21 protein-coding genes are annotated in these 22,178 nt (G+C 71.8%); 4 read left to right on the top strand and 17 right to left on the bottom strand.

From position 1 onward, the window contains the following. Window positions 1-56: 56 nt before the first annotated feature. The 9 genes from KV381_RS16790 to KV381_RS16750 all read right to left on the bottom strand — a co-directional run bounded on the left by KV381_RS16790 (window position 57) and on the right by KV381_RS16750 (window position 9,800). The gene (locus tag KV381_RS16790) at window positions 57-524 is read right to left on the bottom strand and encodes an NUDIX hydrolase (protein ID WP_218785535.1); all 468 of its coding nucleotides are present in this window, start codon (window positions 522-524) and stop codon (window positions 57-59) included. After that, window positions 521-1,696 carry a CHAD domain-containing protein gene (locus KV381_RS16785; RefSeq protein ID WP_218785533.1) on the bottom strand — a complete coding sequence of 392 codons (1,176 nt, stop codon included), beginning with the start codon at window positions 1,694-1,696 and terminating at the stop codon, window positions 521-523. Before KV381_RS16785 ends, KV381_RS16790 begins: the two co-directional genes overlap by 4 nt. Then, entirely contained in the window at window positions 1,683-3,932 is a 2,250-nt protein-coding gene (locus KV381_RS16780; RefSeq protein ID WP_030088778.1) for an RNA degradosome polyphosphate kinase, read from the bottom strand. The genes KV381_RS16785 and KV381_RS16780 overlap by 14 nt, the downstream gene beginning before the upstream one ends. A gap of 422 nt (window positions 3,933-4,354) precedes the next feature. Beyond that, window positions 4,355-5,335 carry a hypothetical protein gene (locus KV381_RS16775; protein WP_256995081.1) on the bottom strand — a complete coding sequence of 327 codons (981 nt, stop codon included), beginning with the start codon at window positions 5,333-5,335 and terminating at the stop codon, window positions 4,355-4,357. Next, window positions 5,332-6,243, bottom strand: coding sequence for an ABC transporter ATP-binding protein (locus KV381_RS16770; protein WP_218785531.1), 912 nt, complete (start codon window positions 6,241-6,243; stop codon window positions 5,332-5,334). Before KV381_RS16770 ends, KV381_RS16775 begins: the two co-directional genes overlap by 4 nt. Beyond that, window positions 6,240-6,659: a GntR family transcriptional regulator gene (locus KV381_RS16765; RefSeq protein ID WP_030088785.1), complete on the bottom strand. Its 420-nt coding sequence runs from the start codon at window positions 6,657-6,659 to the stop codon at window positions 6,240-6,242. The genes KV381_RS16770 and KV381_RS16765 overlap by 4 nt, the downstream gene beginning before the upstream one ends. Window positions 6,660-6,763: 104 nt before the next feature. Continuing rightward, window positions 6,764-7,102, bottom strand: coding sequence for a MerR family transcriptional regulator (locus tag KV381_RS16760; RefSeq protein WP_098025047.1), 339 nt, complete (start codon window positions 7,100-7,102; stop codon window positions 6,764-6,766). Window positions 7,103-7,680: 578 nt separating this feature from the next. After that, window positions 7,681-8,604, bottom strand: a complete 924-nt coding sequence (gene mshD, locus KV381_RS16755; RefSeq protein WP_030088789.1) for a mycothiol synthase — start codon at window positions 8,602-8,604, stop codon at window positions 7,681-7,683. A 77-nt stretch (window positions 8,605-8,681) separates the two neighbouring features. After that, complete coding sequence (locus KV381_RS16750; protein WP_256995080.1) at window positions 8,682-9,800, bottom strand: YhcG family protein; 1,119 nt, start codon at window positions 9,798-9,800, stop codon at window positions 8,682-8,684. 261 nt (window positions 9,801-10,061) lie between these two features. On the opposite strand from KV381_RS16750, the gene KV381_RS16745 reads away from it, so the two are divergent. The 3 genes from KV381_RS16745 to KV381_RS16735 all read left to right on the top strand — a co-directional run bounded on the left by KV381_RS16745 (window position 10,062) and on the right by KV381_RS16735 (window position 13,180). Further along, on the top strand, window positions 10,062-11,873 hold the full coding sequence (locus KV381_RS16745; RefSeq protein ID WP_086777837.1) for a bifunctional UDP-sugar hydrolase/5'-nucleotidase: 1,812 nt from the start codon (window positions 10,062-10,064) through the stop codon (window positions 11,871-11,873). Between the two features lie 174 nt (window positions 11,874-12,047). After that, complete coding sequence (locus KV381_RS16740; RefSeq protein ID WP_030625575.1) at window positions 12,048-12,725, top strand: hypothetical protein; 678 nt, start codon at window positions 12,048-12,050, stop codon at window positions 12,723-12,725. A gap of 89 nt (window positions 12,726-12,814) precedes the next feature. Then, window positions 12,815-13,180 (top strand): hypothetical protein, encoded by a 366-nt coding sequence (locus KV381_RS16735; protein WP_032786250.1) that lies wholly within the window; start codon window positions 12,815-12,817, stop codon window positions 13,178-13,180. Window positions 13,181-13,282: 102 nt separating this feature from the next. Here KV381_RS16735 and KV381_RS16730 read toward each other — a convergent pair whose 3' ends face one another. The 7 genes from KV381_RS16730 to KV381_RS16700 form a co-directional block, all read right to left on the bottom strand. Beyond that, the gene (locus KV381_RS16730; RefSeq protein ID WP_218785529.1) at window positions 13,283-14,020 is read right to left on the bottom strand and encodes a hypothetical protein; all 738 of its coding nucleotides are present in this window, start codon (window positions 14,018-14,020) and stop codon (window positions 13,283-13,285) included. A 263-nt stretch (window positions 14,021-14,283) separates the two neighbouring features. Beyond that, window positions 14,284-14,880 carry a hypothetical protein gene (locus KV381_RS16725; protein ID WP_218785527.1) on the bottom strand — a complete coding sequence of 199 codons (597 nt, stop codon included), beginning with the start codon at window positions 14,878-14,880 and terminating at the stop codon, window positions 14,284-14,286. A 45-nt stretch (window positions 14,881-14,925) separates the two neighbouring features. Continuing rightward, the gene (locus KV381_RS16720) at window positions 14,926-15,450 is read right to left on the bottom strand and encodes a hypothetical protein (RefSeq protein ID WP_218785525.1); all 525 of its coding nucleotides are present in this window, start codon (window positions 15,448-15,450) and stop codon (window positions 14,926-14,928) included. A 171-nt stretch (window positions 15,451-15,621) separates the two neighbouring features. Beyond that, window positions 15,622-16,200, bottom strand: coding sequence for a hypothetical protein (locus KV381_RS16715; protein ID WP_249627604.1), 579 nt, complete (start codon window positions 16,198-16,200; stop codon window positions 15,622-15,624). A gap of 10 nt (window positions 16,201-16,210) precedes the next feature. Further along, entirely contained in the window at window positions 16,211-16,729 is a 519-nt protein-coding gene (locus KV381_RS16710; protein ID WP_030078421.1) for a SigE family RNA polymerase sigma factor, read from the bottom strand. Window positions 16,730-16,861: 132 nt separating this feature from the next. Next, window positions 16,862-18,655 carry an immunity 49 family protein gene (locus KV381_RS16705; RefSeq protein ID WP_256995079.1) on the bottom strand — a complete coding sequence of 598 codons (1,794 nt, stop codon included), beginning with the start codon at window positions 18,653-18,655 and terminating at the stop codon, window positions 16,862-16,864. A 147-nt stretch (window positions 18,656-18,802) separates the two neighbouring features. After that, complete coding sequence (locus tag KV381_RS16700) at window positions 18,803-19,393, bottom strand: cysteine hydrolase family protein (RefSeq protein ID WP_030078417.1); 591 nt, start codon at window positions 19,391-19,393, stop codon at window positions 18,803-18,805. Window positions 19,394-19,556: 163 nt separating this feature from the next. Between KV381_RS16700 and KV381_RS16695 the strand changes: the two genes are divergently transcribed. Beyond that, window positions 19,557-20,570 carry a GlxA family transcriptional regulator gene (locus tag KV381_RS16695; RefSeq protein WP_218785521.1) on the top strand — a complete coding sequence of 338 codons (1,014 nt, stop codon included), beginning with the start codon at window positions 19,557-19,559 and terminating at the stop codon, window positions 20,568-20,570. A 104-nt stretch (window positions 20,571-20,674) separates the two neighbouring features. Here the strand turns inward: KV381_RS16695 and KV381_RS16690 are convergent, their stop codons facing one another. Continuing rightward, window positions 20,675-21,955, bottom strand: a complete 1,281-nt coding sequence (locus KV381_RS16690; RefSeq protein WP_373461045.1) for an LAETG motif-containing sortase-dependent surface protein — start codon at window positions 21,953-21,955, stop codon at window positions 20,675-20,677. Window positions 21,956-22,178: the final 223 nt, after the last annotated feature.

Raw genomic sequence — 22,178 nt, 5'->3', positions numbered from 1 at the left:
GAACGGCAGGTGAACCGTGTCCGGCAGGCGGGTGCGCGCCCTGCCGGAGGCGCTGATCAGGACGCGGACAGCACGTCCAGGAGCGCGGTGAGCTGCTGGACGTCGCGGGGCTGGGTGAGGCGTACGCGGGCGGCGTAGGGGGCCAGCCAGAGGATGCGGTCCACCTCGTCGTTGGCGGTGAACGAGCCGCCCGTCGCCTCGGCCGCCCAGTAGGCGACCTCCTTGGGCCGGCCGTCCACCGGGTAGCGGGAGGTCGGCAGCCGGTCCCCGGGGGCGCAGTGGTGGCCGGTCTCCTCCAGCACCTCCCGTACGGCGGCGGCCAGCGGGTCCTCGCCGCGCTTCAGCTTGCCCTTCGGGAAGGACCAGTCGTCGTAGCGGGGCCGGTGGACCAGACAGATCTCCACCCCGCCCGCTGTCCCGTCCCCGCCCGGGGCACGCCGCCACAGCACACAGCCCGCTGCCAGGACCGGGCCGGTCCCGGTGCGGCGCTTCGCGGGCCCGCGGCCCGGGGGCCCGCCGCTCATGGGGCGGTCAGGACCGTGGCGTACGGCCAGCTCTCCCGGAACACCGCCCGCGCCGCCTCCACCTCGTGGCGCTGGTCCGCGTGGAGCACGCCCAGCGCGTACGCCGTGGCCGGGGCGATCCGGGGGGTGCGGGCGGCCGCGGCCGCCGCCCCCGCCGCCTCCACGGCGTCCCGGTGCAGGTCGAGGGCGTGCCCCGGCGCGGCCAGGGCCGGGTCGGCGGCGCCGAGGACGACCTCGTGGGCGTACCGGTGCAGCCGCAGCAGCAGCCGGGCCTGGTGCCACGCCGCGTCCTGCGCCTCGTTGTACGGCTCGGAGTCCTCGGGCGGGAGGGCGGCCACCGCGGCGAGGAGGCGTTGCTCGGCGCGTTCGGCGGGCTCCAGCAGCTCCTCGGAGCCCCGGCCCGCGGGTCCGGGGGCCAGCGGGACGTCGGAGGCCAGGAGCGCGACGGCGTCGGCGACCGCGTGGAAGCGGGAGGAGCCGAGCGCCTGGAGGGCCGCGGAGTGCGACCGGGTCCGGGCGAGGGTGAGGCGGCGTTCCAGCAGCGCCCCGGCCCGTGCGGCGCCCACCCCGAGGGCGGCGCGGCCCTGGGCGTCGGCCGCGCCTTCCCCGGCGGCCCTGGCCCCCCGGGCGGCGGGGAGGGCCGGGCCGGAGAGCTGGTGGAGGGCCTCGACGAGCCGGGTGAGGCGGTTGGCGTAGGCGTGTTCGCGGGCGAGTACGCCGGTGAGCCAGGTCAGCTCGGTGCGGAGCTGGTCGGCCCAGAGCGGGTCGAGCGCGGCCCGGAAGGTGTGCAGGGAGCCGCTGATCCGGCGGGCCGCGCGGCGCAGGGCCCGGGTGGCGGCCGCGGCGTCGTGGCCGCCGGAGTCGGCGGGGGCGCTGTGCTCGTGGTGCAGGCGCAGGCTGCGCAGGAAGTCCGCGGCCTGCGCGCGGAGGTAGGGCGCGAGGACCGCCTCCGTGGTCAGGTCCCCGGCGGGGCGGCCCGGGGCTGCGGCGGGCCCGGTTCCGGCGGGGTGCCCCGGGCCGGTCGCCCCGGGCGGGAGCCCCGGGCCCGGGGTGCCGCCGGAGAGGCTTTCCGCGCCCGTGGCCGCGGCGGCCGGGGTGTCCGCGGCGGCGCCGGTCTCCGGGGCGGGACCCGTGGTCGGCCGGGTCGTCGTCTGCTGGTCAGGGCGTCGCACGCCTGCGCCTCCGGGCGTCGATGAGCATTTCCTGGACGTGCCGCAGCGGCTGGCCGTCCGCGTCCGTGGCGTGCCGGGTCCAGTTCCCGTCGGGGCCCAGGTGCCAGGAGGAGGTGGTGTCGGCCATACCGGTCTCCAGGAGTCGGCTGAGTGCGGCGCGGTGGGCGGGGTCGGTGACCCGGACCAGGGCTTCGATCCGGCGGTCGAGGTTGCGGTGCATCATGTCGGCGCTGCCGAACCACACCTCGGGCTCGCCGCCGTTGCCGAAGGAGAAGACCCGGGAGTGTTCGAGGAAGCGGCCGAGTATGGAGCGGACCCGGATGTTCTCGGAGAGCCCGGCGACCCCGGGGCGGATCGCGCAGATCCCGCGCACCCAGATGTCCACGGGCACGCCCGCCTGGGCGGCCCGGTAGCAGGCGTCGATGATCGCCTCGTCGACCATCGAGTTGACCTTGAACCGGACGTAGGCGGGACGGCCGGCCCGGTGGTGGGCGATCTCCTTGTTGATCCGGGCGATCAGCCCGTCGCGCAGGGACTTCGGCGCGACCAGGAGGCGGCGGTAGGTCTCGCGGCGGGAGTAGCCGGAGAGCCGGTTGAAGAGGTCGGAGAGGTCCGCCCCGACCTGCGGGTCGGCCGTGAGCAGGCCGAGGTCCTCGTACAGCCGGGCCGTCTTCGGGTGGTAGTTGCCGGTGCCGACGTGGGAGTAGCGGCGCAGGGTGTCGCCCTCCTGGCGGACGACGAGCGAGAGCTTGCAGTGGGTCTTCAGCCCGACGAGGCCGTAGACGACGTGGCAGCCCGCCTCCTCCAGCTTGCGGGCCCACTTGATGTTGGCCTGCTCGTCGAAGCGGGCCTTGATCTCGACCAGGACGAGGACCTGCTTGCCGGACTCGGCCGCGTCGATCAGGGCGTCCACTATCGGGGAGTCGCCGGAGGTGCGGTACAGCGTCTGCTTGATCGCCAGCACGTCCGGGTCGCCCGCCGCCTGCTCCAGGAACGCCTGTACGGAGGTGGAGAACGAGTCGTACGGGTGGTGGAGCAGCACGTCCCGCTCGCGCAGGGCGGCGAAGATGTCGGGCGCGGAGGCGGACTCCACCTCGGCCAGGTCCCGGTGGGTGCCCGCGATGAACTTCGGGAACTTCAGCTCCGGCCGGTCCAGCGAGGCGATGGCGAAGAGCCCGGTCAGGTCGAGCGGGCCGGGCAGCGGGTAGACCTCCGCGTCGGACACCTTCAGCTCGCGGACCAGCAGGTCCAGCACGTACGGGTCGATGGACTCCTCGACCTCCAGCCGGACCGGCGGACCGAACCGGCGGCGCATCAGCTCCTTCTCCAGGGCCTGGAGCAGGTTCTCCGCGTCGTCCTCCTCGACCTCCAGGTCCTCGTTCCTGGTGACCCGGAACATGTGGTGCGCCAGCACCTCCATGCCCGGGAACAGCTCCTCCAGGTGGGCCGCGATGACGTCCTCGATGGGGACGTACCGCTGGGGCGAGGCCTCCAGGAAGCGGGTCAGCAGCGGCGGGACCTTGACCCGGGCGAAGTGGCGGTGGCCGCTGACCGGGTTGCGGACGACGACGGCGAGGTTGAGCGAGAGCCCGGAGATGTACGGGAAGGGGTGCGCGGGGTCGACGGCCAGCGGGGTCAGCACGGGGAAGACGCGCTGCCGGAAGAAGGTGAAGAGCCGGGCCTGCTCCTTCTCGGTCAGGTCCGGCCAGCGGATCAGCTGGATGCCCTCGTCGGAGAGGTCCGGGGCGATGTCCTGCTGGAAGCAGGCGGCGTGCCGGGCCATGAGCTCGCGCGAGCGGGTCCAGATGAGGTCCAGGACCTCGCGGGGCTGGAGGCCGGAGGCGGAGCGGGTGGCGACGCCGGTGGCGATGCGGCGCTTGAGACCGGCCACCCGGACCATGAAGAACTCGTCGAGGTTCGAGGCGAAGATGGCGAGGAAGTTGGCCCGCTCCAGGACGGGGGTGGCCGGGTCCTCGGCCAGTTCCAGCACGCGTTCGTTGAACGCGAGCCAGCTGCGTTCGCGGTCCAGGAAGCGGCCCTGGGGCAGCTCGTCGCCGTCCCGGTCGGGCTCGTAGGCGTCCGCGTCGGCGTCGAGGTCGGGATCGAGATCGGCCGCGGTGGAGAAGCCGACCCCGCGCGAGGCGGAGGTGGCGTGCGGCCGGTGCGCGGCGAGCGAGCCGACGGACGGCTGGGCGGCGGGCTGGACCGGGACCTCGGAGCTGGGCTGCTGGCTCATGGGCCCATTGTTCCGCGTGGAGGCCTCCGCGGGCGCGTCGGAGCCGGGAAAGATCGCGGAAGGTCCGGGGAACCCCGGGTCACGACGGGAGGAGCCGGCGGGGGAACCCGGGGTACCCGGAGAGCCCGTGGAGGCGTTCCCCCGGGCTCTCCCGTTACGGCGGGGGGCGGGCACAGCTGGCTGCATTCCGTGAGGGTCGCAAGGGCGTCTGAATGGCTGGTAACGGCGACATGACGTACAGGAAGCGGTGTGCCTGCGGGTGGGCCTCACGGTCACTGTGCGTGGTCGCCGCGCCCGGGTCGCCCTGGGGGCGCGCGTACGTGTTCGTGCTGCCGGGCCGCCCTGGGAGTGGGCGTACGTGTTCGCCGTCCGGGCCCACCCCTCGTGGGGCCCGGACGACGGCTTGTGCCGGTGTCGGCCGCTCAGCCGTGGAGGCGGCGCAGGACCCGGAAGGCGGCGAACACGGCCAGGGCGGCGAGGGCGAGGAGGATGCCGGTCTCGACGAGCTGGAGGGGCCAGTAGTGGGAGGCGGGGTGATATTCGAGGTAGCTGTGGGCCACGGAGTGCTCCGACCGGCAGACATCGAGGTCGAGGGCGTTGGTGCAGATGTCGGCGGGCAGCCGGTCGCCCCCGCTCGTGATGTAGCCCCACTCGACCACGGCGACCCGGTCGGGCCAGACGTAGCCGCTGCCCGGGGTGAAGGTGTCTCTCACGGCCGGCCACAAGCTGTCGCGCAGCAGGCCTAGGACGACCGTCACCAGTCCGGAGACGAACAGGCTGACCGTCATCGCGGGAACCGTGCGCCGCAGTGCCAGGCCGGCGAGGGCGCCGATCGCGAGGCTCATCAGAGCACCGGCGGCCGGGACTGTCCCTGAGGCACCGAAGACCGACACCTCGTGCCAGATGATCGGGTACGGGTCTCCGAGCCGACCCCGGGACCAGGACAGGACGGCGGACAGCACGGTGATCCCGCAGACCACCAGCGCGGCGGGCACGGCGAGCCGCGCGGTCAGCCAGGCGGAGGGCGAGGACGACTGGGTCCAGGACAGCTTGACGCTGTTGCTCTCCCACTCGCGGGCGACCATCGGACCCGCGACGAAGGCCCCGACGGCGGCGGGCAGTGCAATGAGGGCCAGCCCCATGTAGGTCAGCATCCGGTCGAGGTCGAGCATCCGGTCGGAGTAGTCGCGCGCCGGCTGGAAACAGGCTTCGGCGGAGCTGCTCAGGGTGCATCCGATGTCGGCGAAGTCCCCGATGAGCCAGTCCGCCAGGAGCGCCGCGGCGATCATGCCGACGACTGCGGCGGCGGCGACCGCCCCGGCGGCCCACAGGGCCCGCCGGTGTACGCGCAGCAGCACGCGGTACGGCCCCCGCAGCGTGCGGACGTTCGTGAGCGTGCTCATGCGGACGCCACCTCCGCACGCGTTCCGGCCGCCGAGGCGCTCGGCGTCAGCAGCGGCGGGGCGTCCGGGGCGCGGAGGTGGGCGAGGAGCAGCTCCTCCAGGGACGGTTCCGTGACGGACCAGGCGGCGGTGTCCACCGGGCCCTCCTTCCGTACGAGCGCGGTGAGCTGGCGTCCTGTCGTACGGGATTCGACGACGGTGTGCGGGGAGAGGTCCCGGGCCCGGCCGGTGAGCAGGGCGTGGGCGGAGACGATGTCCTCGGCCTCGCCGCCGAGCCGGATGCGCCCGCCGTCCACGAGCAGGAGGTAGTCGCAGGCGCCCTCCAGCTCGGTGAGGATGTGCGAGGACATCACGATGGTGGTGCCGTGCTCGGCGGTCTCCGCCATCAGGACGCCCATCAGCTCGTGCCGGGCCAGCGGGTCGAGGTCGGCCATCGGCTCGTCCAGCAGCATCAGTTCGGGCCGCTTGCCGAGCGCGAGAGCCAGCGCGAGCCGGGTGCGCTGACCGCCGGAGAGGGCACGGACGCGGGCACCGCGCTCCAGCGGTCCGGCGATCCGGTCGGCGGTGGCGCGGTCCCAGCGCCCGGGGTTCAGCTCGGCCCCGGCCCACAGGGTGTCGGCGACGGTGAGCTGCGGGTACAGCGGCTTGTCCTGGGAGACGAAGGCGATGCGGTCGCGTACGTCGCCGGGGTCGGTGGAGCCGAGAACGGTGAGCGACCCGGAGCCGGGCCGGTCAAGACCGGCCGCCAGGTTCAGCAGGGTCGACTTGCCCGCGCCGTTGGGCCCGACGAGGGCGCAGACGCGTCCGGCGGGGAGCCGGAACGAGCAGTCGTGCAGGGCGCGGTGGCCGCCACCCCTGCGTCCGTAGGTCCTTCCGAGGCCGTGTGCCTCGATCGCGACGCCGGTCATCGTTCCTCGTCCCCCTTGTACGTGCTGTCCAGTACGGCCGTGAAGAGCGCGCTGACGTCGTCCTTCTCCAGCCCGGCCGCCCGGGCCCGGCGGGCCCAGTCGGCGAGTTCGGTGCGCAGCGGCGCGTCGGTGGCGGATGCCTCGGACGCGCCGCCCAGCGTCCGGCGGACGAAGGTGCCGAGCCCGCGGCGGGCCTCGACGAGGCCTTCGCGCTCCAGCTCCCGGTACGCCTTGAGGACCGTGTTCGGGTTGATCGCGGTGGCCTCCACGACCTCGCGGGCGGTCGGCAGCCGGTCGCCCGGTTCGAGAACGCCCAGGCGCAGCGCCTGCTTCGTCTGCTGGACGATCTGGAGGTAGGTGGCGACGCCGCTGCGCCGGTCGATGCGGAACTCGACAGCTGCGGACTCGGCCGTCATGCGCTGCACCACCCTTTCACTAATTGAGTAGTGAAAGGGTGGTGCAAAAGTGGGGCGGCGTCAAGCGACGCCGCCCCACGGGCAGTTCGGGTGGTGCGATCGGATCAGGCGTTCGGCGAGGCCGTCGCGCGCTCGGCGCGCAGCTCCTCGTTGATGCGCTGTGCCTCTTCCAGCTGGTCCTCGAGGATGACGATGCGGCAGGCATCCTCGATCTTCGTGCCCTGGTCGACCAGTTCTCGGGCGCGGGCGGCGATGCGCAGCTGGTAGCGGGAGTAACGGCGGTGGCCTCCGTCGGAGCGCAGCGGGGTGATCAGGCGGTTCTCGCCGAGCGCGCGGAGGAAGGCGGGGGAGGTGCCGAGCATCTCGGCGGCCCGGCCCATGGTGTAGGCGGGATAGTCGTCATCGTCGAGCTTGTTGGTGGGGCGGGTACTGCTAGGGGGCATAGCACCTCTTCTTTCGGGGACACGTCGGGGGGCCCGAGCGCCGTGCGGCGCTCGGGCCCCGAGCTTTCAACACCATCTGCCGGCCGACTGTGCCGGCTCATCTGTTCCGCCGGTCCGCCCGGTAGGGCGGGGAAGCGGGGATCGTGGATGCTTGACCGGGGACCACCTTCCGTTCCGGGGCCTGCGGTACCCGAGCGGAGACTTCCTCGCTCAGGCGATCCTGATGGCGTCTGCTCCTTACCTCGTGCGGTTCAGTGTTTTCGGTACTGCGGTACTGCGGTGGTGCGGTACTGCGGTGTTGCGTGCGGCCCCTGGGGCCGCCCGGCCCGGCAGCCAGTGGGGGAACCCACCGTTTCCGGCTCCCTCGCTCCACTGCCGTTCCGCTCACTGCTCTGTACTGCTCTGACCTGCATGCACGGCAGTTCGTGTCTGCCGTGCCCTCTTTTCTTCCGGCTACGAGGAAAACGCTAACCCCACCGGGCGTCGGATGTCTACCGTCGCCACGACAGATTTTCTCCGGAGCTGAATGCGGTACATCTGCGGCGGCGGCACTCCGGAAGCTCTGACGCCCGGCGGCCTCAGGACTCGGTGCGGTACATCAGATCCACCTCGTGCGTGGTGAAGCCCATCCGCTCGTACACCGTCACGGCCGCCGTGTTGTCCGCGTCCACGTAGAGCATCGCGGTGGGCAGCGCCTGGGCCGCCAGATGGTGCAGGCCGATCGAGGTCAGCGCCTTGCCGAGGCCGCCGCCCTGGGACTCGGGCAGGACGCCGACCACGTACACCTCGCCGAGCTGCTCCTCGGCGTGCACCTTCGTCCAGTGGAAGCCGACGATCTCCCCGTCCTGCTCGGCCAGGAAGAAGCCCTTCGGGTCGAACCAGGGCTCCGCCTTGCGGTCGTCCAGGTCCTGCTGGGTCAGCGACCCCTGCTCGGGGTGGTGAGCAAAGGCGGCGCGGTTCACGGCGAGCCAGGCGGCGTCGTCACGGCCCGGCTCGAAGGTCCGTACGGTGACGCCCTCGGGCAGCACCGGCTCCGCGAGGTCGAGCGGGATCAGGCTCCGCCGCAGCTGGCGCAGCTCGCGGAAGAGGGAGAGGCCGAGGACCTGGGCGAGGTGCCGGGCCGCGGAGCTGCCGCCGTGGGCCCAGACCCGCAGCCGCTTGCCGGTCGCGGCGAGGAGGGCCGCGCCGAGCGCCCGGCCGTGCCCGCTGCCGCGCCGGTCGGGATGGACGACCAGCTCGGCGGCCGGGGCCTCGACCGGGTCGGTGTCCTCCAACTGGGCGTAGCCGGCGAGCGTTCCGCCGACGGTGAGGAGGAAGTGCCGTACGCCGGCGCGGTGTCCGCCCCGGAGCCGGAGCCTGCCCTGCTCGGAGACCGCCTGCCGGCCGTCGGACCGGGCGGCGTCGGCGAGCAGGGCGAGGACGGTGTCGGCCTGCGCGGAGTCGAGTGCGTCGAGGGCCTGAATCTCGCGTCCGGGAGCGGGGAGGGGTGCGTCAGTCGTCATGCCTCCGAGCGTACGGCGAGCGGGCGGAGGGGCGAGGGCTCGACGGGTGCGTGCCGGGGCTGCGGGCTGTGCCGGGATCAGGCGTCCTCGGCCGGGGGTGCGGCGTTGAGGACGTGGTCCGCGATACGGGAGAGGTCCTCCGCGCTGGGCAGCAGCTCCCGTACCCCTTCGGGGAGCCCGGCGTAGGTGCTGACGGCCAGCGGGGTGTTGTACCCGCGCAGGGCGTACTCCACCATGGCCCGGTCCCGGCTCTCGGCGATCAGGATGCCGAGGGTGGGCTCGTCCCGCTCCTTGTCCCTGACCAGGTCGTCCACCACCGAGACGTAGAACCCGAGCTGCCCGAAGTGCTCGGCCCGAGCCTTGCGGGCCTTCAGCTCCAGCACGACGTAGCAGTGCAGCTTGCAGTGGTAGAAGAGGAGATCGATGCGGTACTCGGAGTCGCCGACGACGATCGGGTACTGGCGCCCGACGAAGGCGAACCCGACGCCCAGTTCGGTCAGGAACCGCACGAGGTTGTCGACGAGCGCGTCCTCCAGATCGCGCTCCGCCGGCCGGCCCGTGAGCTCCGTGAAGTCGAGGCGGTAGGGGTCCTTGAGGATCTGCCGCACGGCGTCGGACGTGCCGGGCAGGCTGACGTCGAAGTTGTTCGCGGCAGCCCCTTCGGAGAGGTGCAGCTGCCGGTGGATCGCCGACTCCAGATGCGTACGCGACCAGCCGTGGTGGACGGCGTGCTGGGCGTAGAAGTCCCGCTCGAAGCGGGTCGGGCACTTGCCCATGAGGAGGACGACGTGGCCCCAGGGCAATTGCGCAACAGCCTGTTGCGCAATTGAGTCGGGCCAGACCCTGGCCATCTGCTGCATGTACTGAAGGTTGCGCGTGCTGAATCCCCGCTGCTGCGGGAACTCCGTCCGCAGCTCCGCGGCGATCCGCTCGATGACCTTCGTGCCCCACCTCTCACCGCTCTGGCGCTCCAGGATGGTCCGCCCGATCTCCCCGTACATCCGGAGCATCTCGGTGTTGACCTTGAGCTGTGCTCGGACATGGGCGCCACGGACGATCGTCTTCAGGTCGTCGACCATGTCGAGAAAGCCGTCAGGAAGGCCGGCGGGAGGCCCGGCGGGAGGCCCGGCGGGACGTTCCGCCGACGGCTGCTGCCGGCCCGGAACCTTCGCCGTGGCCGTGAGTTCGTTCTCCATGCCGTACAGGCTTCCGGTGGCGATGCGTGCGGTGACGTTTCTGCCCGGATATGTGAGCCATATGAGTGACGTGCGCGCTTGTGGGGGGTCCCTGACGAGCCATTTGGCCGGATGGCAACCAGTCCGTAACCCCGAACACCTGTTGCGCTACGCGCGTTGACTCTAGGCTGCGGCACGCAGCGTTCCAGTCGTGGCACCACAGAACCACCGACACCGCAGAACCACCGACAGCACTGACAGCTCTGACTCACAAGGGGACCGATGTCAGCGACTCCGCAGAAGAACCGTGCGACACGGCGGGTGCTCGCCGCCGCAGCCGGTCTGGCCACCGTGGGCGCGCTCGTCGCCGCGATGCCGGCCGGTGCCCATGACCGGGGCCACGGGCACGGGCACGGCCACAAGCCCCGTACCGTCGACGTCCAGTTGCTGTCGTTCAACGACCTGCACGGCAACCTGGAGCCGCCGGCCGGTTCGGCGGGCAACGTCTCCGAGACGCAGCCCGACGGCACGGTGAAGGCGATCCCGGCCGGTGGCGTCGAGTACCTGGCGACCTCGCTGCGCACCGCGCGCAAGGGCAACCCGTACTCCGTCACCGCGGCCGGCGGCGACATGGTCGGCGCGAGCCCGCTGCTGTCGGGCCTCTTCCACGACGAGCCGACGATCGAGGCGCTGAACAAGCTCGACCTGGACGTCACGGCGGTCGGCAACCACGAGTTCGACGAGGGCGCGACCGAGCTGGCCCGCCTCCAGAACGGCGGCTGTCACCCGGTCGAGGGCTGCTACGAGAAGGGCAAGAAGTTCAAGGGCGCGGACTTCCCCTACCTCGCGGCCAACGTGACCAAGGAGAAGACCGGCAAGCCGCTGCTGAAGCCGTACACGGTCTGGAAGAAGAACGGCGTCAAGATCGGCTTCATCGGGGTGACCCTGGAGGGCACGCCGGACATCGTCACCGCGAACGGCGTCAAGGGCCTCAAGTTCCACGACGAGGTCGAGACGATCAACAAGTACGCCAAGGAGCTGGACCGCAAGGGCGTCAAGTCCATCGTGGCCCTGATCCACGAGGGCGGGGCCCCGGCCTCCACCTCGTACAACTACGACTGCGACAGCCCCGGCGCGGGCGACGGCATCTCCGGCCCGATCGTCGACATCGCCAAGGGCATCACGCCGAAGGTGGACGCCCTGGTCACGGGCCACACCCACCAGGCGTACGTGTGCACCGTCCCGGACCCGTCCGGCAAGCCGCGCATGGTCACCTCGGCCTCGTCGTTCGGCAAGCTGTACACGGACACCACGCTCACCTACGACCGTCGCACCAACGACATCGTCCGTACGTCGGTGAAGTCCGCGAACCACGTCGTGACCCGGGACCAGCCCAAGGCCGCCGACATGACGCGCCTGATCGACCGCTGGAACAAGCTGGCCGCCCCGATCGCCAACAAGCCGCAGGGCTGGATCAGCGCCGACATCAACGGCCGCGGCTCCACGGCCCCGGAGAAGCCGCTCGGCAACGTCATCGCCGACGCCCAGCTCGAAGGGCTCGCCCCGGCCGACAAGGGCGGCGCGGAAGTCGCGTTCATGAACCCGGGCGGCATCCGCGCGGACCTGGTGCACAAGGCGTCGGGCAGTGAGGGCGACGGCGTCGTCACGTACGGCGAGGCGTTCACCGTGCAGCCGTTCACCAACATGATGAACGTCGTCGACCTGACCGGCGCCCAGCTGGTCACCGCCCTCCAGCAGCAGGTCAGCGGCGGCAACGAGGCCAGCCCGAAGATCCTCCAGGTCTCCAAGGGCCTCACCTACACGCTCGACCTGACGAAGAGCGGCGCGGACCGCGTGGTGGCCGACACCATCAAGCTGAACGGCGAGGCGATCGACCCGGCGCGCACCTACCGGGTCGCGATGAACGAGTTCCTCGCGGGCGGCGGCGACGGCTTCGCGGCCCTCGGCGAGGGCACGAACAAGCTGGTCGGCGCGTCCGACCTGGACCTGTTCAACGCCTACCTGGCGGCCCACTCGACGGCCGCCGCTCCGCTGGACCCGCCGGCGACGGACCGGATCACGGTCATCCAGTAGGCGTCGTGTGACGTGAGGTCGGGGCGGTGGGCCTGCGGGCCCGCCGCCCCTTCTCGCATCCTGGCCATGCTTCTTGCCGGGCTTCGTACCGGCCGTAGTTGACCCCTAAAGTAGGCAGCCGACCGGCGGCCGACCGTCGGACGCACCGCTTCCCAGCCCCAAGGAGCATGCCGGATGAGCAAGGTCATCACCATGGGCGGCCTCCGGCGAAAGCTCCCGGGCCACACGCCGGATTCGGTCCAGAACCTGGTCTATCTCCTCGACGGATCGGGACTGCCCGAGGCCATCGGGTACGTGGAGCGCGAACTGCCGCCCGGTGGCGTTCCCGCCTACCTCGCGGCCCGCAAGAAGGGCGCCCGCACCTTCGCCCTGTGGACCGACGCGCACCGCCGGGACCGGGTGGCGACGGTGGTGACCCTGTCGGCCACCGGCGGTGTCTCGACGTTCCAGGTGCTCGGCGTCCACGGGGAGCTCATCGGCACGATCGTGCGCGAGAAGGCGTTCCGGGGGAGGGGCGTGCGCACCCGATGGACGGTGACCCCGGCCGGCGCGGCCGACGCGGTGGGGTACAAGGGCCGGATCCTGTGGTGGTTCGTGTGGTGGCTGTGCCTGCCCGTGATGGTGCTGCTCCTGATCGTCTCCATCTTCGACAGCACCCCCGGCGAGGGCGGCGCCGCGCGCGCTCCCCGGCGCATCAGGTGGCGGGCGGGCGGCGAGATGCCGCTGGAGTTCCGGTCCGGCGGCGACAAACTGCACCTGCACGCACCGGGCCTGGACTGGCGGCTCGGGGCGGCGCTGGTCTCGCTGGTGCGCAGCTTTGGCTCGCACCACTGGGACGCCATGAAGAAGTGACGGCGTGCCGTCTCGTTGCCGCCTCCTCACCGCCGCCTCGTTCGCGGTGAGGGTGGTGTTTCGGGGCGGTGCACAGTAGAACTGGGCCCATGTCCGACCAGCAGCCGCCGCCACCTCCGCACCGGCCCCATACGCCCGGCGAGTCCGGTGCGCCCTGGGGGTTCGTGCAGCCACGGGACCCGGAGATCACCCCCGGCTACCGGCGCCGGGCGACCATCCTCACCTGGGCCGCGATCGTCCAGGGAGCCCTCATGGCGGTGGCGCTCGTGGTGAGCGTCGTCTTCCTGATCCTGGCGGACCAGGACACGCGCAACGCGGCCTACGGCTACCTCGCACTCGTCCTCTGGGTCGCCATCGCCGCCGGGGTCCCGGTCCTGCTGGCCCTCGCGATCCCCGGCGCCCGGATGAGGCGGCGGGTGCGGGAGCAGAACCGGGCGGGGAACTCGCCCTGGTAGGAGGGCATCGAACGACGGCTCACGCAGGAGGGCGACCCGGTCACCGAGGCTGAAGCCGGCAGCCCCCCGCGAGCGGCCTTTCCTGCCGGGCCGCCGCTGCCCTCAGGGCCGGTACAGCGACGTCAGGCCGGTCACCCGGCCGTTGCCGTCGAAGGCAAGGTCATATCCGATGCCGCCGGAGAGGGCGGGGTCCAGCCGGGAGATCAGCGTGACGAGCCGGTCCGGGGAGTACGCGAGCAGCTCGGCGCGGCTCGTGCCGGTCACCTCCTCGCGCACTGGGACCGCCAGCAGCACCCGGCTGCTGTCGGCCATGGACACCGTGGTGAAGGGCCCCGTGCCCGGGGTGACCTCCCAGGTGTCGAACCGGGTGTTGACCTTCTTCCGGGCGGGCCGCACGGACAGGTAGGTGCGGCCGTCGTCGCTCCATGCCTTGCTGATGGTCACGAACTGCTCGGTGCCGGCGAAGGGGGCGCCGACGGCCGGCTCCGAGGTGGCCTCGGGGGCTGCCGGGGTGGCAGGTCTGCCTTCCGGTGCGGAGGACGGGGCGGAGGCGTCGGACTTCCTGTCGGTGTCCGTCCGGGGGCCCTTGCGGTCGTCCCGCCCGGAGGAAGCGGAAGGAGCGGCCTTCTTGCCGCTCTCGGCGGGATCGGCGGACTTCTTGCCGTCATGGGGCCGGCCGTCGTCCGTCGCGCCGCCGGCCGTGGGGGACGGGGCCGCCTCGGCGGCCGCGGCGGGCTCCAGGCGGTGTGAGGGCTCCTGACCGCAGCCGGTCAGGACGAGGGCGCCGAGCGCGACAGCGGTGAGCCAGCCTTTGGCGGAGTGGCGGCGGAAAGCGTTCATCGTCAACTGCTCCTATGGTGAATGCGTTTCAGTGCGGTTGGGATACGTACTCTCTACGCCCCGCGCCGCCCCCCGGGTTGCACTCGAATCAGGAATTTATCTTTTTGCTTCCTCTGGTTGTCCTGCCGCGGAAACAACGAAGATTCCGGCCGATCGGGGCCGGCCTGCGGGAACGCGAAAGATGCCCCCGAGCGAGCGTGTTCCGGGGGCTTTCCGTTTCTGTCGGTATTCCGTTGAGGAGTCGGTTCTTCCCTTTCAGGGGGTCACTCGACGGTCAGCCAGTAGGCTTCCCGGAGTGACTGCACCCGGCCCTCGCCGTCATAGTCGACGGCGAACACCCACTGCGGGCCTCCGCTCAGGATTTCCACCAACTCGCCTGCTCGCACGTCCTTCGCAGTGCCGCCGACCGCATGCTTCACTTCGACCGGGGTTTCCCGCTTCAGGGTCAATTCGTGCACCGCTCCGGTGCGAACGGCGACACCCTTTTCGGTGTGCACCTGTGCCACGGTGACCTGAACCATATTCCCTTTCAGTGGAACCGCGTCGTAGACGAAACCGAGTTCGGCGGCGTATTCCTCTCCCTGTGCCGGCGTCGGGGTCATGAACGGGGAGACGCTCGCCGCTGCCGTCGGCAGCGCCGCGGGCGGTGCCGGCCCCGGTCCGAGCCCGACCACCGACAGGATCCCCAGCGCCAGGGCCGCCACCGTCACCACGCCGCCCGAGGCCCGGGCCGCCCGCTTGCGCCGCCGACGCCGGTCCCCGCGCGCTCGGACCTGCTCGGCGGCCGGCGGTACGGCGTGCCGTCGGCCCGAGGCGGCAAGGTCGGCGAGTCGGCTCTCCAGGCCGGTCTCCTCGGCCATGTCCCACCTCCGCTGTGGGTCTCGGGAGATCCCGGCGTACCCGGATCACGGCTTGTACAGCGACTGCACCTTGGAGACCTGCCCTTCTCCGTCGAAGCTCAGGTCGAATCCGGCTCCTTCGCGGGTCCGGGGATCCAACTGCGTGAGAAGGGTGACGAATTCGGCCTGCGAGGCAGGCACGGGTTCGCCGCCGCTGGTGCCCGGGGAGTCGTCGCGGACCGGCACGGTCAGCAGCACCCGGGCGTCCTTCGTCAGGGTCACCGTGACGTAATCTCCCGTGCCGGGGACGATCTCCCAGGTGTCGAACTGGGTGTTCTCCTTCTTCTCGGCGGACCGCACCGACAGCTTGGTCAGTCCGCCCTCCGTCCAGGCCTTGTCGGCCGTCACGAACTGCTTGGTACCGGCGAACGGCTTCTCGGCGGCCGATGCGGTCGCCGTGGCCGGCGCCCCTTCCGGGGAGGGAGCCGCTGCGGTGCCCCCGGTCGACCCGCCGCAGCCGGTGAGGGCAAGGGCGCCGAGGGCTGCCACGGCGAGCAGGCGCAACGCGGCCCGGCGGCGTGAGGCGTGCATGGTCAACGTTCTCCTGGAGATCGGTGCGGTCGGGTTCCACGGTCTCTACGCCCCGCACCACCCGCCGGGTTGCATCCGGCCGGAACACATTTCCGACCCGGGCCCACCACCGCCCGGCCCGCCCGGACATGACGCCCCGGAGGCATCGTCCCGGACGTCACGTCCCGGAGGTCATTCCAGGGTCAGCCAGTGCGCTTCACGCAGCGACTGAACCCGGCCCTCGCCGTCGTAGTCGAGCGCGAACGCCCACCGCGGCCCGGCCCGCAGCCGGTCCACGACATCGGCCAGCCGCATGTCTCCCGGCTTCCCCCCGGCCAGGTCCCGCACCTCGACCGGGGTCACCGCCGGCAGGGTCAGCTCGTGCACCACGCCGGTGGGCACAGCCGTCCCCTTCTCATCACGAAGTTGCTGGACGGTGGCCCGGACCCTGTCCCCGTCGAGCGCCACCGCGTCGTACACATAGCCGAGTTCGACCGCGTATTCCTCCCCCGGAGCGGGCGTCGGGGCGACGAACGGGGGAGCGCTCGCGGACGGGCCGGGCGCGGTGGCGGCCGGTGCCGGCTCCGGCCCGGGGCGGACGAGCGCCATCCCACCCACGACCACGGCAGCGGCCAGCAACACGCCGCCCGAGGCCCGGGCCGCCCGCTTGCGTCGTCGACGCCGGTCCCCGCGCGCCCGGATCTGCTCGGCGGCCAGCGGAACGGCACCCTGCCGCCCGTCGGCGGCGAGGTCGGCGAGCCGTTCGTCCAAGCCGGTCTCCTCAACCACGTTCCACCTCCGAAACCCGGCCCGCGTGCGGATCCAGCTCAGTGTCGGCCAGCAAGCGCGCCAGTGCGGTACGGCCCCTGCTCAGCTGCGCCTTGACCGTACCCACGGGAGAGCCGGTCTCCTCGGCGACCTGCTTCACTTCGAGATCGCACAGGTGGTGGAGCACGATGGCCCGGCGCTGCGCCGCGGGTATCTGCTTCAACGCCGCCACCAGCAGCACATGGTGGTCGTCCGGTGCGGGCACGTCCGGGGGCGGGCCCTGCCGCTTCGCGAAGGTGAGGGAGGTGCGCACCCGACGCCACCGGCTGACCGCCAGTCGGTAGGCCACCGTACGCACCCACGCCTCCGGCGCACCGTCCTTGTCCAGTGCGGCCCGGCGCTCCCATGCCCGTACGAAGGCTTCCTGGACGACGTCCTGCGCCTCGGCACGGTCACCGATCATGGCGTACAGCTGACCGATGAGCCGCCCCACGCTTCCTGCGTAAAAGGCGTCGAACGCCTGCTCGTCCATCCCCACCCGGTCTTCGGAGGTCGCACCTACGTGAAGCGGCACACATATTCGGACGTGCGAACACTGCCACCCGGCACTCGTGCGGCGCAAGGATCGAGTGCGTCACCGGTACGCGCGGATTCTGTCCGCCCGTCAGGTCGGGAACTCCCCGCACCACTCCCGGCTGATCAGGTGCTTCGGCAGGCGCGGCAGTGCCGTGTCCACCGGGAAGTCGCCGTCGTGGGCGAGGCAGGCCAGGGCGAGTGGGCCGAGGGCCACGTGGCCGCGGGGGTCCGGCGAGCCGGTCCAGTAGTGGTCGTGGTGGGCCACGGCCTCGGTGAGGGTCTGGGCGAACGCCTCGTGGTTCCCGGTGATGAGGCGGTGGAAGAGCGCGGCCGGCTGGTAGTCGATCTGGTTCAGCAGCGCCGGGTCCGTGCCGGTCGCGACCTTGGGGTCGGACGTCTCCATCGTGGCGATGAGCTTCTGGGCGATGTCGTCCAGGGACGCGCCGCGCCAGTAGGTCTGGAGCGTGTCGATCCAGTGGAACAGATAGGCGTCCTGCGACGGATCGGCACGGCGCAGATCCTCCAGCGGGACCCGTGCGAGCCGGGACAGGCGGTCCCGCTCGCGGCAGACGAGGGCGAACCAGAAGGCGTCCAGCCAGGCGCGGCCGTTCGCCTGCGGGGACGGGCCGGTGGCGGGCAGGGCGACCGTGCGGTCGCCGATGCGGTACTCCGCCGTGCCCGCGTCGGAGAGGGTGGTGGCGAACAGCGCGTCGCCCAGCTGCATCGCGGTGACCCAGGCCTCCCAGGTCTCCAGCTTCCCGCTGTCCGGGTCCTCGGCGCAGCGGGCGAGGGCGTGCGCCGTCGCCGCCCGGAAGGCCTCGGGGAGTGCGGTCGGGTCCTGGGGGAGGCCGGTAATCAACCCGGCTGCGTTGTCCGCCAGTTGGGCGATGTCGGGGGCGGTGCTCGCGGTGGTGGCCGGGGTGGCCGGTGGCTCCTGCTCCGGCTGGCCCTGCGCGTGCAGGCTCCGCATCAGGTCCATCAGCTCCGGCGGCGGCACGACCTGCATCGCGCGGGTCTGCTCGTCGAAGGCGGTGAGGCAGACCAGATTGTCCCGACGCCACCAGTACAGCAGCGGGTTGATCGGGCCCGGCCCGTCCTCGTACGCGCCCATGGCGTACATCCCCAGGTCGTTGACCGCGTCCACCACCGTGGCGTCGACGATCGGGTGGAACGCCAGCAGATGCCGGGTCGGTACGACGACGAGCGCCCCGGCCTCCGGCAGGTTGTGGCCCGTCAGGGTGCGGGCCAGGTCGCCCAGGACGAGCGCCTTGCTCGCCACGAAGTGGGAGTCGCCGTACACCGAGTGCAGGAGCGCGCCCGACGGCGTACGGATCTCCTCGTGTGCCACCGGCTCGGCCAGCAGGTTCGCCCGGCCCGCCGCCTTCAGCGCGTCGAGGCCCGCGCGTTCGACGTCCGCGTCGGTCAGCATCCGTACGGTGTCGGGGGCGTCCAGGGCGAGCGCCGTCATCAGGCCGTCGGCCGCCGGCCAGGCATAGCGGTGGCCGTCTCCCGCACCGGCCGCGAGCGCTTCGGCGGGCAGCAGGCGCAGGACCGTCCGGCGCAGCAGTTCCTCCGCGCTCTCGCCGCCCTGCGCCACGGTGTCGAGGGCGGTGAAGTGCCGGGCTATCAGAGCGGGCCAGTCCTCCGGTGTCGCCGCCCCGCAGCGCTGCGCCAGCACGGTGAGGTCGTGCGTGGAGCGTTCGCGTACGGCCGTCGCACCGTCGACCTGGGGGCGGGCCCCGTCCCGCGCGCTCAGGTCGTCGGCCACCAGGCGGCGCAGGCGGTCGGCCCGGTCGGCGGTCAGCGCGGGCAGATGGGCGTCGGCTGCGGTGCCGCTGGTGTTGCTGCTACTGGTGTTGTTGCTGTTGTTGTCCTGGGTCACCCGGAAACCCTACTGAGGGGCTCTGGCGCGGTTGTCGAGGGCGGGATCCCCGCGGTGGAGGTGTGGTCGTCGAACGCCGCCATGAGCGGGTCGTGCGGGTCGTGCGGTGCGACGCGTTCGGCGTTCGGGAGGCCGGTAAGTCGTCTGCTACTTCAGGGACTTCTGCGTCGAGACCACGACCCCGTAGAGGTCCTGCACCGTGGCGAGCGCCGATTCGTGCAGCTGCCGCGCCGGGATGCCGTTCGGGTTGCCGTTCAGCGGCAGCGGGCGGGTCGCGCAGGCGTCGGCGACGACGGTGGGCCGGTTGCCGCGCAGGAACGCGCCCTGCGCGGTGAACGCCACGCACATATGGGTCATCCAGCCCGCGATGATCACGTCCTGGCCCTCGGGCACGTGCTCGCCGAGGTCCGTGCCGTGGAAGGCGTTCGGGACCTGCTTGACGACGACGGTCTCTCCGTCGGCCGGGGCGACGGCCGGGTGGATCCGTCCGATCTCGGCCCGGATGTCGTACGGAGTTCCCTCGCCGCCGTCGTTGATGACGTGGACGACCTTCGTCCCCGCCTCGCGGGCCCGCTCCAGCAGCTGCGCGGCGGCGTCCAACGAGGCCTGCCAGCCGTCGAGTTCCATCACGCCCCGGGTGTAGGTGTTCTGGAGGTCGATCAGGATCAGCGTCGAGCCGGTCAGCGTGGCCGGGGCCGCGTCGAAGCCGTTGAGTTCGCGCAGGGTGGTTCGGGACATGGGTGTACCGCCTCGGGGGTCGTGCGTCGGAGTGGGGGTGAGCTCGGCTCGGGTGGCGAGCTGTCTTAGACGCTAGGGCCCGGTGCTGATGTCCACAATGACGTCTAACATGCAGATACCGACATGCGTGCGGGCGGTCGGTGTCACGTCAGGAGGCTCGTCCATGGACACCGACGGACGAACGGGCGCGGTCGGACGGCTCGTCGTCATCGTTCTCTTCGAGGGCGTCGACCTGCTCGACGTCACCGGGCCGCCGGAAGTGTTCTCGCTCGCCCGGCGCGAGACCGACGACGCGGCCGGCTACGAAGTCGTGCTGGCGGCCGCGTCGTTGGAGCCCGTCACCACCGGCGCCGGGGTCCGCATCCTCCCCGACCTCACCTTCGAGCAGGTCGGCGGGCGGAGCATCGACACCCTCATCGTGCCCGGCTCGGTGGAGGTCGACAGCGAGCGGCGGGTGCACGCGCTCGTCGACCCCGAGCTGGTGGAACGGGTGAGGGAACTCGCCGCACGGACCCGGCGGGTCACCTCCGTGTGCGTCGGCGCGCATCTGCTGGCCGCCGCCGGACTGCTCGACGGCAAGCGCGCCACCACCCACTGGTCGACCGCGCGGCAACTCGCCGCCGATCACCCGGAGATCGAGGTCGACGCCGACCCGATCTTCATCCGCGAGGGCGACGTCTGGACCGGGGCCGGGATCAGCGCCTGCCTCGACCTGTCGCTGGCCCTGATCGCCGACGACCTCGGCGAGACGATCGCGCTGCGCGTCGCCCGGCAGCTCGTGATGTATCTGAAGCGGCAGAGCGGACAGAGCCAGTTCAGCGTTCCGCTGGAGCAGATCTCCACGACGCGGCGCATCGAGGACCTCCGCCACCACATCCTGCGCAACATCGGCCTCCAGCTCACCGTCGTGGACCTGGCCGCGTACGCCCATGTCAGCGACCGCCACCTCACCCGGATCTTCAAGACCGAGCTGGGCATGACCCCGCACGCCTACATCGAGTCCGTGCGGGTCGAGAAGGCCCGCAACGAGCTGGAGTCCTCCGACGCCACCCTCGAACGCATCGCGTCCGTCTGCGGGTTCGGCACGACGGACACCCTGGTGCGGGCGTTCCGGCGGCGGTTGAACACGACGCCCACGGAGTACCGGCGGCGGTTCCGGTCCCACCCGGCCGGCTGAACGGGTGAGGGGGCGGAGCCTGTCCGGCCCCGCCCCCTCACTCCTTCATGCCTTGACGGCTTCGCGGTCCACGCCGTCACCCGTCGGGCGTCGGAACCGGCCTGTCAGGCGTCGGAACCGGCCTTCCGGCGGCGTACGACGAACATCGCCGCCGCGCCGAGCGCCACGGCCGCACCGCCCGCGAGGGCGATCGAGGGGGTGGCCGAGGACGAACCCGTGGCCGCAAGGTTGCCGTTGGCGCCGGTCTTCACCGGGGTGCTCGACGTCGTGCCCTGCGGCTCGAGACCGGTGCCGTTCTTGCCGGGCTTCTCGGTCGTGACCGGCTTGGCGTCCGCGGGCTTTCCGGGCTTGGCGCCGGCGGCCTTGACGTCGAACTCGTACATGTCGGCGCCGGGCGCACCGCCGCAGGAGCCGTCCTCGTTGAAGAAGTCGGCTGCGATGAACGCGACACCGTTACCGGCCGGCGCGGCCTTGTCGACGGTCAGCCGCAGCTTGACGTCGGCGTGCGCTCCGGGCTTCAACGCGCCGATGGCGTCGATGTAGTTGTGCTTGTTGATGTTCTGCCACTTCGGCGAGGACGCGGTGGACCACTGGAGCCGGAAGAACTCGCCCGTGTCCTTGAGCCCGGACCTGTCGGTCGCGTGGACACCGGCGTACGCGATGATCTCGTCCATGTGCCGGTCGCTGCCGTTGGTCACACGGATGGAGAAGGCGGTGGTCGTCCCGGCGACGAGCGTGGACGGCAGGCCGGTGACATCGGCGGTGAGGTCGAGCTCGGGCTCGCACTCCTGGCCCTCCTCCGCCTCCTTGATCGCCTTCGCCAGCGCCTGGTCGGCGGCGGTCTTCGCGGCGAGCGCGTCCGTGAGGGCCTGGGAGACCACACCGTAGATGCGGAAGGCCTCGACCCGCGCGTCGGTCACCGCCTCGTCGGCCTCGGCGGACCTGGTGTCGGCGGCGGTCTTGGCGGCGTCGGCCGTCTTCGCGGTGGCCTCGGCCTCGGAGAGCGCGTTCGCCGCGGCGGTCCGCTCCTCCTCCGTGGCCGTCTCGGGCAGTGCGTCCACGACGGCCTTCGCGTCGGTCACGGCCTGGTCGGCGGTGGTCTTCGCGGTGGCGGCGTCCTTCGCGGCCTGCTCGGCCGCCTTGGCGGCGACCGCGAGCGGGTGGGTGCTCTTGAGGGCCGCCAGGGTCTCCTCCAGCTTCACGTGCGCGTCGGCCTTCGCCTTGACGGCCTTGTCGTACGCCTTCTGCGCCTCGGCGGCCGCCTTCTCCAACTCCTTGATGCTCGGCTTGCTCTGCTTGTTCTGCGTCTGTGTCTGCGACGGGGCGGCCGGCTTGGTGTCGGCGGCCGCGGGCGTGACGGAGAGCAGCACGGCGGGGGTGGTCACGGCGAGGGCGACAGCCGTGGCGAGTACGCGGCGAATCTACACATGATCCCTTGGGTCGGGTCCGGAACGGCAGATGAACGCTGAGGGGTGGCTGCCGCAGCGGAATGGATCACGCGGGCGGCCTGTGCCGATCGTATGAGGATTCTGTGAGGAGCCGGCCGAATATTCCGGCGGGCCGGGCCGGGGCGGTGTCCTACGGAGCGGACAGACTTCGCCAAAGCGC

Origin of the sequence: Streptomyces sp. WY228 (assembly GCF_019287315.1) — a bacterium.
Taxonomy (GTDB): Bacteria; Actinomycetota; Actinomycetes; order Streptomycetales; family Streptomycetaceae; genus Streptomyces; species Streptomyces caviscabies.
The sequence above is the reverse complement of the archived record's forward strand: the minus strand, read 5'-3'. Positions and strand labels throughout refer to the sequence as shown.